This window comes from Hyphomonas sp. TMED31 (assembly GCF_002172815.1).
Lineage (GTDB): Bacteria > Pseudomonadota > Alphaproteobacteria > Caulobacterales > Hyphomonadaceae > Hyphomonas > Hyphomonas atlantica.
The window spans coordinates 1-14,279 of record NZ_NHCK01000098.1 but is presented as its reverse complement, the minus strand read 5'-3'; the positions used below and the strand labels follow the sequence as shown (position 1 = coordinate 14,279).

Genomic DNA, 14,279 nt, shown 5'->3' with positions numbered 1-14,279 from the left:
GGCGGGTTCCAGAGCGCCGCCTATGAAGACGCGGTGAGTGGCTCCGCCAGCAATCTTGCGAATAGCGTTTCAGCCGACACCTTCATTGAGGCCATGGTGGAGGCAGGCGCGTTGCCGCCTCAGAACGAGGTGACGCCAGAAACGCTGGCCGAACATTTGCGCGCGCTTCCCCTCAAGGACATCTTCGACACNTACCAATCCTTTCCGGCGGCGATGGACATGCCCGGCCTGATCAGTCCCGTGGATACCGCGAATGACGGGATCGTCGTNCCCGAAATGGGCATTCAGGCCGCCCTGCGNGAGACAGGCGGGTTAAGGGACNTNCCATTGNTGATCGGCACCAATCGCAATGAACTTCGCGGGCTTGGTTTTGCAGACAAGGAGATGATGCGTAGTCTGTTCAACCTTGCCTTNTGGCCAAGGGACAAGGGCGTTTACGCCGCCTTTGGGGATTATCCCGATACGGTCTGGGCGTATCACGGCGTGCGCGCACCTGCCGAAGCCTGGGCNNCTGTGCGTACNGCGCCGGTTTATACNTANCGCTTTGACTGGGACGAGCAGGGAAAGAAACTGCTGACAGATATCAGCTTTCTTGTGGGGGCTTCACACTCGCTGGAGATGCCCTTCATCATCAATGGGTTTGACCAGAAAGAGACAGACCCGGCTGGCATCTTTTTCTCGAAGAAGAACAAGGCCAGCCGCGAAACGCTGTCGGCACAGATGATAGAATACTGGTCCGCCTTCGCGCATCATGGTGCGCCGGGGCGCGGTTTGTCTGGCACCTTGCCGCGCTGGACCGCTTGGGCGGAGTCTCCTGTAGAGCAGAGCCTGATGCTGCTGGATGGCGAGAAGGATGGCGGCGTGCGAATGNGGCCGGCCACCCNNACCCCGGACACTCTGTTTGAGAGCTTTCTGAGCGACCCACGCATGAAGACGGATCACCAGCGCTGCAAGACGGCGAATATGGTGATCGACATGGTCAGCCGCGTGGGTGGCACGCTTGATGANTGGCGAGAGTTTGTCGAGGAAAGTTGCGAACAATAGAATTCGANCAGCAAGTTGAGCGANGAAAGGGCCGCGGCCTGTTGCCTTGCAAAGAGAGCTTCATCCGGTAATGATACCGCTATCATAAAATAGCGGAGGATTGTCATGGTGAAGCGTATTCTGGCGGGAATGGTAGGGCTTGCGTCCGGTTTGGCGCTCGGCGGCTGCAACGCGATGGGAGAGGCTTTGCCGATCGCCGTGTCGCTGGATGCGCCGACGGATGCCGCGCTGGAACAGCACCGNNTTGTGATCCTGACGGATATGGAAGCTGATCCGGACGATACGCAATCCCTGATCCGCCTCTTGCTCTACGCCAACGAAATCGACATCAGGGCGCTGGTCGCCACGACTTCCATCTGGAAGCAGGAAAATCTCCGCCCGGACTCTATCCGTGCCACGCTGGGNAAGTATGGCGAGGTCNATGACACGCTGAGCCAGCATGCNCCGAACTATCCAACCGAGGCAGAGTTGCAAGGTCTCGTGATGAATGGCCAACCCGGCTACGGAATGNAGAGCGTCGGGACTGGCCAGTCGACCGAGGGGTCAGANGCGATTATCCGCNTGCTGGAAGAGGAAGANGCGCGNCCGCTTTGGATTTCCGTCTGGGGCGGGGCCAACACGCTGGCGCAGGCGCTGCATGATATTCGCGAGACGCGCTCAGAANCAGAAGCTGCGCGGATGATTTCAAAGCTCCGTGTCTATACAATCTCTGATCAGGATGACAGTGGCATCTGGATCCGCAGGGAGTTTCCAGACCTGTTCTACATTGTCAGCCCNGGCAAGTATGACCTCTCTACCTGGACAGCCATTACCCGTTCGTTCCCCGGCTTTGAAGATCACATCTCGAACCAGTGGATTGCCGAAAACATCCAGCANGACCACGGGCCGCTCGGCGCGCATTATCCTGATGTTGTCTGGGGCATGGAAGGCGATACGCCGGCCTATCTCTCACTGATCCCGAATGGCTTGAATGTGCCGGACCATCCGGACTGGGGCGGCTGGGGTGGCCGGTATGAGCTTTATACACCGAGCGCGGATGAGATTGGTGTTGGCCCCGGAAAACTCGGATCGGGCGGNGTGCCGCTGGAGCCTGAGCCGCGCCCGATCTGGACGAATGCGACCGACACCTACACGCCCTGGGTGCCGCAAAAGGATGGCCGTGCNATCGGCCCNTCAGATGAGACGTATGAAGGCAACAAGGTTACGTTGCTGCGCTGGAAGAGTGATTTCCAGCGCGACTTCGCGGCGCGTATGGATTGGACCATTTCNGATTATGAGGACGCCAACCACCCGCCCGTGGTGAAACTGGCCCATGAGGCACGGCTGACGGCAAAATCAGGCGAGCNCATCNGTCTGGATGCCTTCGGCACGTATGATCCNGATGGCGACAGCCTCAGCTATCATTGGTTCAACTATGCCGAGGCGGGCACGCTGGAGGCGCCCATAGACATGGGCCATGCGGTGAATGATTTCGATGTCTGGTTCAAATTGCCGGAGGTAGAGCAGACGGAAACCGCCCACTTCATTGTGAAGGTGACGGACAAGGGCACGCCCGCTCTCACCCGCTATGCGCGTGTGATTGTCACAATCGTGCCTTAAGCTGAGGAAAGTTCAGGTAAATTGGGCATATCTTGCCCTTGCGTCCGGTCTTTGTGACGCAACGACAATGTGTATGATCGGACAAAACATTCCGGAGGAAACATGCACTACACCGAACTCCTGAAAGCACGGGAAGAACTGACTGGCCCCGGCGGCGAATTCGAGATCGTCGAGGCGGAGGTTCTGGGCAACCGGCTCCGCGTCTACAAGAACGCCCCGCCCAGTGTGCGGGAAGTCTGGCTGTCGACACTGCAATTCCCTGAGCGGGACTANCTNGTNTACCANGATGAGCGCTGGACCTACGCCGANGCGCATCGCGANGTGGCGTCTGCNGCNGCGTGGATGGCCGAGCAGGGCGTGAAACCGGGCGACCGCGTGGCGATTGCNATGCGCAATTATCCTGAATGGATGNTGCTCTACTGGGCCTGCGTGGCGACGGGTGTTGTCGTTGTCGGCATGAATGCCTGGTGGACGCCAGAGGAAATGGACTACGCGCTGAAGGATTCCGAACCCAAAGTCCTTTTTGCGGACTCAGAGCGCCTGGAACGCGCCCTGTCCATCGATGGCGTANCGGACCGGATGAAAGTGGTCGGCGTTCGCGCGCCGGACGCGCCTGCGCCTGTGATCCAGTGGTCANACGTGCTCGCGCATGGTGGGGATCTGCCGCAAGTGACCGTGGACCCGGATTCCGACGCCTGCATCTTTTACACTTCCGGCACGACCGGGTTTCCGAAAGGCGCGCAGCTGACACATCGTGGCTGCGTCTCCAATTTGCTGAACATGGCGTTCTCGGCAGCATCGACCACGCTTGCCACGGCTCGCGCGACTGGCGAAATGCCACCGCCACCGGAAGAGGCNCCCGTACCGGTGGGCCTGATCACCACGCCGCTGTTCCACGTCACGGCCAATAATTGCGCGGCCTATCTGATCACGGCGGCGGGCGGAAAGATCGTGCTGATGTATCGCTGGGATGCNGGTGAAGCGCTGAAACTGGTGGAGACCGAGAAAGTCACGGCGATGAGTGGCGTGCCNATCATGGCGCGGGAACTGATCAACCATCCAGACTTCGCCACGACGGATACATCCAGCCTGCAGACACTTGGCGGCGGCGGCGCGCAATTGCCGCCGGACCTGGTCCACAAGATTGATTCCTNGGTTGAGACGGCTCGCCCGAATACCGGCTATGGCATGACCGAAACCTGCGGCATCATCACATCGGTGTCGGCGGATTTCTTCATCGACAAGCCAGACAGTGCCGGCCCGGCCATGCCGAACTTCGAGGCNAAATGCGTCAANGAGCTGGGCGAAACCCTGCCTCAGGGCGANGTAGGCGAGCTTTGGGTGAAGGGGTCTTCCGTCATCAAGGGCTATATCAATCGTCCCGAGGCGACTGCTGAATCCATNACGGATGGCTGGCTNCACACAGGCGACATTGCGCGTATCGACGAAGATGGCTTCATCTTNATCGTCGACCGGAAGAAAGACATGGTGCTGCGCGGTGGCGAGAATGTGTACTGCGCNGAGGTGGAAGCCGCCGTCTATCGCCATCCNTCNGTCGCNGANTGNAGCGTGTTNGGNGTGCCGGATGANCGNNTGGGCGANGANGTNGGCGTNGCCATCGTNCTGAAGCCGGGCGAAGACGTTTCCGCNGANGCCCTNCGCGANCATTGCGCCGGCATCATGGCGAAGCACAAGGTGCCGCGTTATGTCTGGTTCCTCACCGCACTTCCACGCAATGCCAGCGGCAAATTCGTGAAGCGCGATCTGAAGGAACAATTGACCAAGGACCTCGACAGCGCGCAGGTGAGCTGACGCCTGAACGATACTGAGTGACCACGACAGGGCTCCCGANTTCGGGGGCCTTGTCTNGTTTTGGAGANAGTATTGAGCCNGATCGCAACGCAATGGCGACCCCGGCAGGATTCGAACCTGCGACCGTCCGATTAGAAGTCGGGTGCTCTATCCAGCTGAGCTACGGGGCCGGANCGNNGCCGGCGGGCANCCTAGTGTGTCCAGGGCTGCTTGCGATTTGCGTCGAAATTAGCGCTGTAGGACTTTACAAGCCGTTTCCGCTCCTCAGAGGGCGTGACGGTGAAGGTGAGGCCTTCGCTCTTGGCGTATTCGATGGCCTGTTCCTGTGTATCGAAGGAAAGGCGGACCTGGCCAGACGTGTCGTCGATGCTGGTCCAGCCCATGACCGGGTCGGCAGAGCGCTTCGCGTCATTCTTCACGAATTCCAGCACCCAGGCCTTGGTCTTGCCGCGTCCTGAGGTCATCGCGCTTTTGGCGGGCTTGTAAATACGCGCTTGCATTGATCGACCTCACCGCTGCGAAAGTGAATGGTCGGAGCGAGAGGATTCGAACCTCCGACCCTCTGGTCCCAAACCAGATGCGCTACCAGGCTGCGCTACGCTCCGGACTCCCGTAATAATGGGGTCGCGCTATGGCGCAAGCCCCTTTCGGCTGTGAATTCAGTCTTTTGTGCGCAAGCGTCGCACCAGACCCTCTTGTGCAACACTCGCGACGAGGTCTCCGGCCATATTATAGATCATTCCGCGGTTCAGTCCGCGGCCTTTACCGGCGAACGGGCTATCCATGGAGTAGAGGTGCCATTCATCGAACTTGATCGGCGCATGCAGCCACATGGCGTGGTCGAGGCTGGCAGACATCAGTTCCTTGTGGTTCAGCCAGGTAATGCCGTGCGGGCGATAGCTGGAGCTGAGCAGGCTCATGTCAGACGCATAGGCCAGCAGGCAGTGGTGCAGGGCAGGCGGTACATCAATGGGGCGGCTGACGCGGAACCACAGATTATGGCGGTCATCCGCGATTTCCGGATGAATCAGGTCCAGCGGGTCTACATCGCGGATTTCGATATCGCGTTCGCGGGTGAAATCCTCGCGCATTGCCTCCGGCACCTTGTCGAGAATCTGCATGCGGCGTTCGCGCAGCTCTGGCAGCCCTTCTGGGCCTTCCACGTCCGGCATCTTGTGCTGGTGTTCCCAGCTGTCCTCGTCGGTCTGGAAGCTGGCGGCCATGTTGAAGATCTGCTTGCCATGCTGGATCGCAACGACGCGCCGCGTGGTGAAGCTGCCGCCGTCGCGCGAATGGTCGACCTGATAGATGATCGGCACGGTCGGATCGCCCGGCCGGATGAAATAGGCATGCAGCGAGTGGCAGGTGCGGTCGTCCGGAACGGTGCGATAGGCCGCGACAAGTGACTGCGCGATCACCTGACCGCCGAATACGCGCTGGCTGGCCCGCTCATCAGGGCTCTGGCCCCGGAACAGGTCCAGTTCCAGGCGTTCAATGTCCAAAAGGGCCAGAAGGTCTCCGACGGGGTCTGCCATGCGAGGGTCTCCAGATTGTGTTGGATGGAGCTAGCAGAGGCAGGAATGGATGCAAACTGTGCAAGTGCGCGCGTCCATTCGAATTTTGACCTTTCTGGTCACTACATGTTCACCACATTCGGGTATTGCCAGTTATTATGGTTAATGCTGCCTCACTCCGCACCGCCGTGCCGTTCCACGATTCCTTTTCCCAGATGAAGCGGGATCTGGATTTCCTGCGCATGGCGTATCGCATGAACAAGTTGATTGGCGATGTGACGCCAGAGACTGAGCAGCTGGTTGCGGATGATTTCGAGACTAGTGCGGACAAGTTCTCGGCCAATGTCGCCTTCCGGTTTGAAGGCGGGCTGACGACCTATGCCGAGTTCGACGCGCAAGCGAACCGCATCGCGCACTGGGCGCTGGCGCACAATCTGAAAGCGGGTGACCGTGTTGCGCTCTGCATGGAGAATTGCCCGGATTATGTGGCGATCTGGGTTGGCCTCGCAAAAGTTGGCGTGGTCACAGCCCTGATCAACACACATCTGGATGGCGACGCGTTGCGCCATTGCCTGACCATTTCCGAGGCAAGCCACATCATTGCCGGGGCGACTCGCGACAAGGCGGTCACGGAAGCTTCCGCCACGATGGACGGCCCGCCACAAGTCTGGACGTGGGGCGGGGANCATGGCGAAGACATCGCGGCCATGCTGCCAAGCCTGTCGGCCGAGCGGCCATCACGTGACCTGCGCGCGCATCTGCGCGGCAAGGATGANTGCCTCTTCATATATACATCAGGCACAACGGGCCTGCCCAAGGCGACGAAGATCACCAATTCCCGCCTGCAGATCATGATGCGGACCTTTATTGCGCCTTGCTACACAGGGCCACGTGATCGCGTTTACATCACACTGCCNCTCTATCATGNNACNGGCGGCNNNTGCGGNNTNGGTCAGGCNCTGATGAGCGGGTGCANNNNTNNTCCTNCGNCGNAANTTCTCTGCNANCGCNTTCTGGGANGANGTNGTNGATNAGGGCGNNACNTCNATCGTCTATATNGGCGANCTNTGCCGNTACCTNCTGAACCANCCNNNNCATCCGAANGAGCGTCNGCATCNCCTNNNNACGGGNTTTGGCAANGGCCTNCGNGCNGAAATCTGGACNGAGTTCCGTGAGCGGTTCAANATNNCCNATCTGGTCGAGTTCTATGNCGCGACNGANGGCAATGTGAANCTNATGAGCATTGACGGNACNGTNGGNGCNGTCGGNCGCATTCCNAAATGGNTGAAGNCNCGCTTCGANCATGTNGANTTCGTNAAATACGANCTNGAGAANGNAGGATGTCGTNCGCGGNNNNGACGGATNTGNNATNCGNGCNGNAGCNAACGAAGNNGGCGANATGCTTGGCCGNATGNNNGANGANGANTTCGAATTCGCCGGCTATCANGANCCNNAGGCGACNGANAAGAANATCCTGCGCAACGTGTTCGAGCAGGGCGACCGCTGGTTCAGAACGGGAGACCTCATGCGCAAGGACGAAGACGGCTATGTCTATTTCGTGGACCGCACAGGCGACACGTTCCGCTGGAAAGGCGAGAACGTCTCTACCAGTGAAGTCAGCAATGCCCTGTCACGCGTNGAGGGGATCGCCACGGCCAATGTCTATGGCGTCGAAATTCCCGGTACGGACGGCAAGGCAGGAATGGCCGCCATCACNTTGAATGGGGATGTGGATTTCGAAAGCCTGCACTACAATCTGTCNAACAGTNTGCCGGCCTATGCCATNCCGATCTTCCTGCGNATCCAGCGCGAGGCAGACACCACCGGCACCCTGAAATTCCGCAAGGTCGAACTGATGAAGGANGGCTTTAGCCCGGATCTCGTCGATGATCCGATCTGGATGTACCATCCCGAGCGTCGCCAATATGTNCCGTTCACTCAGGATCGCTACGACTCNCTGAAATCTGGCGCCTTCCGCTTCTAGANATCAGGTGACCCGGCCCATGCGCTGTTCGAGGCGTGTGGAGAACCAGGATATGATCCGTCGCCAGAGTTCGTCNTTCAGGACGGCGCCCTCAACATCATGATCGATCGAAGGGTTGTCGTTGATCTCGATGATCACGACGCCCTTGTCGGTCTCCTTCAGATCCACGCCATACAGGCCGTCGCCGATCAGGCGCGCCCCGCGCACCGCGGCGTCCACCACCTCGGGCGGGGCATCCTCAACCGGGAAGGTCGCGAACCCGCCCTCGGTNGTCTTGCCATCGGGCCCGTGCTTCACGATCTGCCAGTGCCCCCGCGCCATACGNTACTGGCACGCATAAAGCGGNTCGCCGTTCAGCACGCCGATGCGCCAGTCGAACTTGGTNGGCACGAACTCNTGCGCNATGATCANTGCCGTTTCCTTGAACATCTGCTTCGCCCCGGCGCGCANTTCNTCCAGCGAACGGGCCTTGACCATATTCGTGCCGAACGACCCATCCGGCGTTTTCAGGACAACCGGGTTNCCCAGCTTTTCGAACACGGCGGCCAGGTCTGATTTCTCGTCAAGGATTTCCGTCCTCGGAATGGGCAGGCCCGCCTTCTCCAGAATTTCCTTGAGGAACACCTTGTTCGTGCACCGGATCATGGATTGGGTGTCGTCAATGACGGGCATGCCTTCCTGTTCGGCGCGGCGTGCGAATTTGTAGGTGTAGTTGTCGATCTGCGTCGTCGCCCGAATGAACAGGGCGTCGAACTCGGCGAGGCTGGTCAGGTCGGATGGCTCGATNGTTTCGACCTCCACACCCATCTTCGCGGCNACATCAGCCAGGCGTTTGATGGAAGAAGGCTTCGAGGGGGCNGTCTTCTCATNCGGGTCCACCAGCACGGCCAANGCCCANTTGGCCGGGGCCTTTGTTTTCGGTTCGCTGATCCGGCCGCTCGTATAGGTGCCCATTGCCTCAAGGAAAAAGTCCCGGCGCGCACCTTTCAGCTTGTGNGGCGGCACCATCCGGACACGGCCAATTCCNTGNGGNGATTTCGGATCGAACTCGACCTCCAGCGCTGGCACGCGGAACCAGTCCGAAACTTCNCGGGCAAGGCGTTCGTAGCCGGGCGTGTCCGGCTTCGAGAAGGCGACGAACAGGCTTTCCNGTTCCGGCGCGCCTTTCGAGATGGCTTCGCGCAGGCGTTCGCCAAGATCGGGCAGGGCGTGTTTGTAGAGGCCCTTGGCTGACAGCTCTACCATCGTCTGTACGCTGGGGCTGACCCGATGGCCGCGNGCTTCAGCGAGNAGGGAGGCGTAATANCCCTCTGACTGATAGCCGTAGGATCGGCAGAGGTTCAGGATATAGGGCCGCCGTCCGCTGAACAGGGCGGGCTTGGTGATATAGTCTGCAACCTTGAGCACCTTGTGAGGCGTTTCAGCCTGCGAGATGTCGTTGGCGGATTCGACGAGTACGACCCAATCGGTCATTGATCCTCTCTCGAGAGGCCGACCAGCGGCTTCTCCATTCTAAGTGCGGCCTCCCCGTCCGGGTAATAGCCTGCGGCGCGCGCCATTACGCGATAATCATGGCGTTCGTAAAGACGCTTTGCGCGCGAATTTGTTTCGCGCACTTCCAGCCTTATCGCAACACAGCCCCGCTGCCTTGAAATCGCTTCGCTTTCGGACAGAAGTTTGTCGGACAGGCCCGTTCCACGCGCAGTTTCTGCGACGGATATCGAGTAGATNCGCGCAATGCGGCTGGTCTNGCGGAACAGGAGGACAAGCGCGCCATCNAGCCCGGCTTCTCCGTCGGATACGAGGATGGCTGAATTCCCGCGCAACAGCCTCTGCCAAGTGCGCCGGGAGAAGCGGTCTTCCTCCGGAAACGCCAGCTCCAGCTCGGTCAGCGCGGCGACGTCTTCCNGTGTGGCAGCGCGAACAGTCTGTGTCATGGCGGTCTAGCGAACCAGGACCATGTCGTCCCGGTGGACAATGGCTGGGCGTCCGCGATAGCCGAGGATTGCTTCGACTTCATCGCTCTGGCGGCCAATGACGCGGGCGATNTCGGCNGAGCCATAGGCGGTGACACCCTTGCCAACCATCTTGCCCGATGGCGCGTTCAAGGCCACCGCTGCGCCACGNTCGAAATTGCCGGTCACGCCGGTTATGCCCACTGCCAGAAGGCTCGCCCCGCCGCGCAAGGCCTTGGCCGCNCCTTCGTCCAGCGTGATCGCGCCTTCAGGGGTGAGGTGCCCGGCCAGCCAGGCCGCACGTGCGCTTGCCGGTGTGGTCGCCGCCGAAATCAGCGTGGCGCGGGCGCCATCTTCAATCGAGAGCAGGGGATGGTCCCGATTGCCGAGTGTGATGAGNGTTGAGCAGCCCGCCGCATGAGCGATGCGCGCGGCGGCGAGCTTGGTCGCCATACCGCCGGAGCCCACCCCGGCATCGGCATTCGCGCCCGTCGCCATGGCATCATGCTCCGCCGTCAGCTCGGCAAGATGAGGAATATGCGCCGCGTCCGGGTGGCTGCGCGGGTCAGCGGTGTAGAGCCCGTCTATGTCGGACAGCAGCACCAGAACATCCGCGCCCATCATCTGTGCCACGCGCGCGGCGAGTCGATCATTGTCGCCATATCGGATCTCATCCGTCGCGACCGTGTCNTTCTCGTTGATCACCGGAACCGTCCCGGATTCCAGCAGCGTCTCCAGCGTCGCGCGCGCGTTCAGCCAGCGGCGGCGGATCTCGGTGTCGCTGAGCGTCAGCAGGGCCTGGCCGATGGTCACGTCGTGCGGCTCGAACGCGGTGGCGATGGCGGACATNAGGCGNAGCTGGCCNATGGCGGCCGCGGCCTGTTTCTGGTCGAGACGATTGGCGACAGATCCGGCGACACTCTGGCGACCCAGGGCGACAGCGCCTGACGAAACGAGCACGATCTGCAACCCGCGGCGACGCAGGGCGACAATGTCCGACGCCAGCTTTTCAAGCCATTCATGGCGCGGCTTTCCGTTTTCCGCCACAAGGGCAGAGCCGGTTTTCACCACGATGCGTTTCGCTGAAGAGAAGGGCGTGTCAGTCATGAAGCGGAGCGATACACTGCTGCGACAAATGCCGAAAGCGAAAATGAAGTCGTTGACAATCAACGGCTTTCGCCGTCACGACAGATGAAAAGAAGAGGTTTTCGCCATGCCCCAATTCGACATGATCCTTCTGACACCGGCTCAGGTACAAGGCGCCGAAGTGCTGGAGCACACGGCCGGATCGCCTGCGCGTGAAGGCGGTGGCGACGAAACCTATCGCTGCGGCTCTTGCAAGACGAAGCTGCTGGTCAACGTGGCCCATCATGATGCGCACGGCGTTGTCGTGAAGTGTGGCAAGTGCGGGCGCTTCAACACCGAACCGCACCACCATCACCACTAGAGCGGCGACCAGTCGGCATCCTCATCCTCGCCTTCCTCGGCGGCGATGATGCCCAGATGACGCGAGACTTCGGACAGCGCCTTCTTCACGCCTGCACCCGTGACACCTGAAATGCGCAGCGGCTCACCGCCATACACGGTTTTCAGCTGCGCAACCTGTTCGTCGACTTGTTCCGGCAGCAGCGCGTCAATCTTGTTCAACGCGACGACTTCAGGCCGTTCGGCCAGTTCGGGGCTGTAGGCCTCCAACTCGTTGCGAATTGTCGTGTAGGCGCCTGCCACATCGTCTTGCGTGCAGTCGATCAGGTGCAGCAGCACCTTGCAGCGCTCGACATGTCCGAGGAAGCGGTGGCCCAGGCCGGCACCATCTGCGGCCCCCTCGATGAGGCCGGGAATGTCCGCCATGACGAATCGGCTGCCGGGGCCGAGGTCCACAACGCCGAGGCCGGGATTCAGGGTGGTGAAAGGATAGTCTGCGATTTTCGGCGTGGCTGCAGTGACAACGCTGAGGAAGGTGGATTTGCCGGCATTGGGCAGGCCCAGCAGGCCCGCATCGGCGATCAGTTTCAGACGCAGCCAGATCCAGCGTTCTTCGCCCGGCTCGCCCGGATTGGCGCGGCGAGGGGCCTGGTTCGTGGAGGTCTTGAAGCGCGTATTGCCCCAGCCGCCATTGCCGCCGACGGCCAGCAGGACGCGTTGGCCGACTTCAGTCAGGTCTGCGACCAGCGTTTCCTGGTCTTCTTCAAAGATTTGCGTGCCGACCGGCAGTTTCAGCACGACGTCATCGCCGCCAGCACCGGTGCGGTCCTTGCCCATGCCGTGGCCGCCGCGCTTCGCCTTGAAATGCTGTTTGTAGCGATAGTCGATCAGCGTGTTCAGGCCTTCAACGGCCTCCGCCCAGACGTCGCCACCCCGGCCCCCATCGCCACCATTCGGACCGCCATACTCAATATACTTCTCGCGCCGAAACGAGACACAGCCAGACCCGCCGGTGCCCGACTGAATGAAGACTTTGGCCTGATCGAGGAATTTCATGACGTACTATCCAGCTTTCAATCAATGTAGGACATGTTGATGTGATCTGAAGCTTCGCCCCGACCGAGACTGAACACTCTACCACGTCCGGAGGGGAGAAATCCGATCTTTTTCAGAACGCGCCCTGACGCCGGATTGTCAGCAAAGTGGCCTGAGGTGAACGCGCGCTCGCCACGCCCCTTCAGCCAATTCTTCACGGCATTTGCGGCTTCGGTCATCAGGCCGCCGCCCCATTCGGTGGGGGCGAGCCAGTAGCCGATATCAAATGCCAATCCTGCACCCGGGCGGTCCGCACCGATCACACCCACCAGTTCAAGATCCTTCTGAAGGGCAAAGATGTGGTTTGTGTCCTGCGCCGCCCCGGCCTCATGTGTCGCAATCCATTCCTGAGTGCGCTCCAGGCTTTGATCCGGTGTGATGCTCGCGACCATACGATAGATGCGCGGGTCGGCGATGCACTCAGTAATGCGCGGCGCATCCATTGGGGTGATGCGCCGTAAAACCAGTCTGTCTGTCTCAATCAATTCACACATGGTGCGTGCCCTTCCGGGGCAATTGCAGGGGAGACAAAACAAAGGGGAGGCAGTGGCCTGCCTCCCCTTGGAAACTGATCGTCTGAAGCGATCCGGCCACGTTCCCGCGGCCGCGCTGTCAGCCGCTATTCTGCTGCGTCTGCGACCGGTACAATGTTTACGTAGAGACGGCCGCCCGCCTTGCGCGTAAACTCAACCTTGCCTTCGGAAAGGGCAAAGAGGGTGTGGTCACGGCCCATGCCGACGCCGCGGCCTGGCCATTTCTGGGTGCCGCGCTGACGCACGATGATGTTGCCCGGAATGACGTGCTCGCCGCCAAATTTCTTGACGCCAAGATACTTCGGGTTTGAGTCGCGGCCGTTACGGGACGAACCACCTGATTTCTTATGAGCCATGGTTTGCTCCTGATCCTCTATAAAGGGCTTATAGCGCCCTTATGCGTCCTTGGCGAATTCTTCGGCCTGCTTGATCCACTCGTCGCGAGTGATACGGCCTGGGAAGCTCATCTCTTCTTCGAGATCAGCGATCTGGTCTTCTTTCAAGGCAGCGACCTGCCAGAAGAAGTAGATGCCGGCTTCGTGCAGCTTTTTCTCCAGAACCGGGCCAACGCCGGAAATCTTTTTCAGATTGTCGGGCTTGCCTTCCAGATTGGCGATACGGCCGCGGGAATCGACTTCCGGCTTTGCGGCGGGTGCAGCAGCTTCTGCAGCAGGCGCTTCAGCTTTCGGAGCCGCTTTCTTCGCTGCAGCTTTCTTGGCTGGCTTCTTGCCGTCGGCGCTGATGCCGGTGATCTTGACGACCGTCAGGTGCTGGCGGTGGCCTTGTGTACGGCGATAGGTCTGGCGCTGACGCTTCTTGCGGATGATGATCTTGTCACCGCGCGTCTGCTCCTCGACTTCACCGAACACGCTTGCGCCGTCTACCAGCGGGGCGCCAACAGTTACGTCGTCGCCATTGCCCAGCATGAGCACGGTGTCAAAGGTTACGTCCTTGCCGGCTTCGGCGTCCAGTTTTTCGACGGTGATCGTATCGCCTTCCGCGACTTTATATTGCTTGCCGCCTGTTTTGATGACCGCGAACATGGGTCTCGTCCTTCCGGAATACTAATCGAAATGAATTGCGCGCGAAGCCGTTGCCGGATCCGCGCTCGAAGCGGGGGGTAAACACCAATCAGGCCGCGCTGTCAAATGTCATCTTCAGGCGATTTCAGGTGCTTGCATGACAGGCGCATATTATATAGTGCAGGCAGCCGTCCACGGGCTCCGCGGAGAGGTGCTAGAGTGGTTGAATAGGCTAGTCTCGAAAACTAGTGAACTCGCAAGGGTTCCGAGGGTTCGAATCCCTCTCTCTCCGCCAG

13 protein-coding genes and 3 tRNA genes are annotated in these 14,279 nt (G+C 60.1%); 5 read left to right on the top strand and 11 right to left on the bottom strand.

Annotation, left to right across the window (positions count from 1 at the left end):
• The 3 genes from CBB91_RS13850 to CBB91_RS13840 all read left to right on the top strand — a co-directional run.
• A partial coding sequence (locus CBB91_RS13850) for a carboxylesterase family protein (RefSeq protein ID WP_273014750.1) occupies positions 1–1,044 on the top strand: 1,044 nt, incomplete at its 5' end.
• Between the two features lie 105 nt (positions 1,045–1,149).
• Positions 1,150–2,643, top strand: a complete 1,494-nt coding sequence (locus tag CBB91_RS13845; RefSeq protein ID WP_273014749.1) for a nucleoside hydrolase-like domain-containing protein — start codon at positions 1,150–1,152, stop codon at positions 2,641–2,643.
• 102 nt (positions 2,644–2,745) lie between these two features.
• Entirely contained in the window at positions 2,746–4,455 is a 1,710-nt protein-coding gene (locus tag CBB91_RS13840) for a class I adenylate-forming enzyme family protein (RefSeq protein ID WP_273014747.1), read from the top strand.
• A 93-nt stretch (positions 4,456–4,548) separates the two neighbouring features.
• Here CBB91_RS13840 and CBB91_RS13835 read toward each other — a convergent pair.
• The 7 genes from CBB91_RS13835 to proB all read right to left on the bottom strand — a co-directional run bounded on the left by CBB91_RS13835 (position 4,549) and on the right by proB (position 11,015).
• Positions 4,549–4,625 (bottom strand) — tRNA-Arg (locus CBB91_RS13835).
• A 21-nt stretch (positions 4,626–4,646) separates the two neighbouring features.
• Positions 4,647–4,955, bottom strand: a complete 309-nt coding sequence (locus CBB91_RS13830; protein WP_035551586.1) for an ETC complex I subunit — start codon at positions 4,953–4,955, stop codon at positions 4,647–4,649.
• Between the two features lie 28 nt (positions 4,956–4,983).
• Positions 4,984–5,060, bottom strand: a tRNA-Pro gene (locus tag CBB91_RS13825).
• 54 nt (positions 5,061–5,114) lie between these two features.
• The gene (locus tag CBB91_RS13820; RefSeq protein WP_035551583.1) at positions 5,115–5,990 is read right to left on the bottom strand and encodes an acyl-CoA thioesterase II; all 876 of its coding nucleotides are present in this window, start codon (positions 5,988–5,990) and stop codon (positions 5,115–5,117) included.
• 1,966 nt (positions 5,991–7,956) lie between these two features.
• Positions 7,957–9,426 (bottom strand): RimK family protein, encoded by a 1,470-nt coding sequence (locus tag CBB91_RS13815; RefSeq protein WP_273014745.1) that lies wholly within the window; start codon positions 9,424–9,426, stop codon positions 7,957–7,959.
• A complete protein-coding gene (locus tag CBB91_RS13810) occupies positions 9,423–9,890 on the bottom strand; it encodes an N-acetyltransferase (RefSeq protein ID WP_273014744.1) in 468 nt (155 codons plus the stop codon). Before CBB91_RS13810 ends, CBB91_RS13815 begins: the two co-directional genes overlap by 4 nt.
• A gap of 6 nt (positions 9,891–9,896) precedes the next feature.
• On the bottom strand, positions 9,897–11,015 hold the full coding sequence (gene proB / locus CBB91_RS13805) for a glutamate 5-kinase (RefSeq protein ID WP_273014743.1): 1,119 nt from the start codon (positions 11,013–11,015) through the stop codon (positions 9,897–9,899).
• A gap of 106 nt (positions 11,016–11,121) precedes the next feature.
• Here proB and CBB91_RS13800 point away from each other — a divergent pair, with 106 nt between their 5' ends.
• Positions 11,122–11,355: an MJ0042-type zinc finger domain-containing protein gene (locus CBB91_RS13800; protein WP_035551574.1), complete on the top strand. Its 234-nt coding sequence runs from the start codon at positions 11,122–11,124 to the stop codon at positions 11,353–11,355.
• Here CBB91_RS13800 and obgE read toward each other — a convergent pair.
• The 4 genes from obgE to CBB91_RS13780 form a co-directional block, all read right to left on the bottom strand.
• Entirely contained in the window at positions 11,352–12,389 is a 1,038-nt protein-coding gene (gene obgE / locus CBB91_RS13795; protein ID WP_035551571.1) for a GTPase ObgE, read from the bottom strand. The two genes, CBB91_RS13800 and obgE, sit on opposite strands and share 4 nt — an antisense overlap.
• Positions 12,390–12,406: 17 nt before the next feature.
• Positions 12,407–12,922: a GNAT family N-acetyltransferase gene (locus CBB91_RS13790; RefSeq protein WP_273014740.1), complete on the bottom strand. Its 516-nt coding sequence runs from the start codon at positions 12,920–12,922 to the stop codon at positions 12,407–12,409.
• A 125-nt stretch (positions 12,923–13,047) separates the two neighbouring features.
• The gene (gene rpmA / locus CBB91_RS13785; RefSeq protein ID WP_027838753.1) at positions 13,048–13,317 is read right to left on the bottom strand and encodes a 50S ribosomal protein L27; all 270 of its coding nucleotides are present in this window, start codon (positions 13,315–13,317) and stop codon (positions 13,048–13,050) included.
• Between the two features lie 39 nt (positions 13,318–13,356).
• Complete coding sequence (locus CBB91_RS13780; protein ID WP_035551565.1) at positions 13,357–14,004, bottom strand: 50S ribosomal protein L21; 648 nt, start codon at positions 14,002–14,004, stop codon at positions 13,357–13,359.
• Positions 14,005–14,188: 184 nt separating this feature from the next.
• Here CBB91_RS13780 and CBB91_RS13775 point away from each other — a divergent pair.
• Positions 14,189–14,278: transfer RNA gene (locus CBB91_RS13775), tRNA-Ser, on the top strand.
• Position 14,279 lies beyond the last annotated feature (1 nt).

Excerpts from the sequence above, each read along its gene's own strand:
- rpmA (WP_027838753.1), bottom strand. The coding sequence starts at position 13,317 with ATGGCTCATAAGAAATCAGGTGGTTCGTCCCGTAACGGCCGCGACTCA.
- CBB91_RS13800 (WP_035551574.1), top strand. The coding sequence starts at position 11,122 with ATGCCCCAATTCGACATGATCCTTCTGACACCGGCTCAGGTACAAGGC.
- CBB91_RS13830 (WP_035551586.1), bottom strand. The coding sequence starts at position 4,955 with ATGCAAGCGCGTATTTACAAGCCCGCCAAAAGCGCGATGACCTCAGGA.
- CBB91_RS13790 (WP_273014740.1), bottom strand. The coding sequence starts at position 12,922 with ATGTGTGAATTGATTGAGACAGACAGACTGGTTTTACGGCGCATCACC.
- CBB91_RS13820 (WP_035551583.1), bottom strand. The coding sequence starts at position 5,990 with ATGGCAGACCCCGTCGGAGACCTTCTGGCCCTTTTGGACATTGAACGC.
- CBB91_RS13780 (WP_035551565.1), bottom strand. The coding sequence starts at position 14,004 with ATGTTCGCGGTCATCAAAACAGGCGGCAAGCAATATAAAGTCGCGGAA.
- obgE (WP_035551571.1), bottom strand. The coding sequence starts at position 12,389 with ATGAAATTCCTCGATCAGGCCAAAGTCTTCATTCAGTCGGGCACCGGC.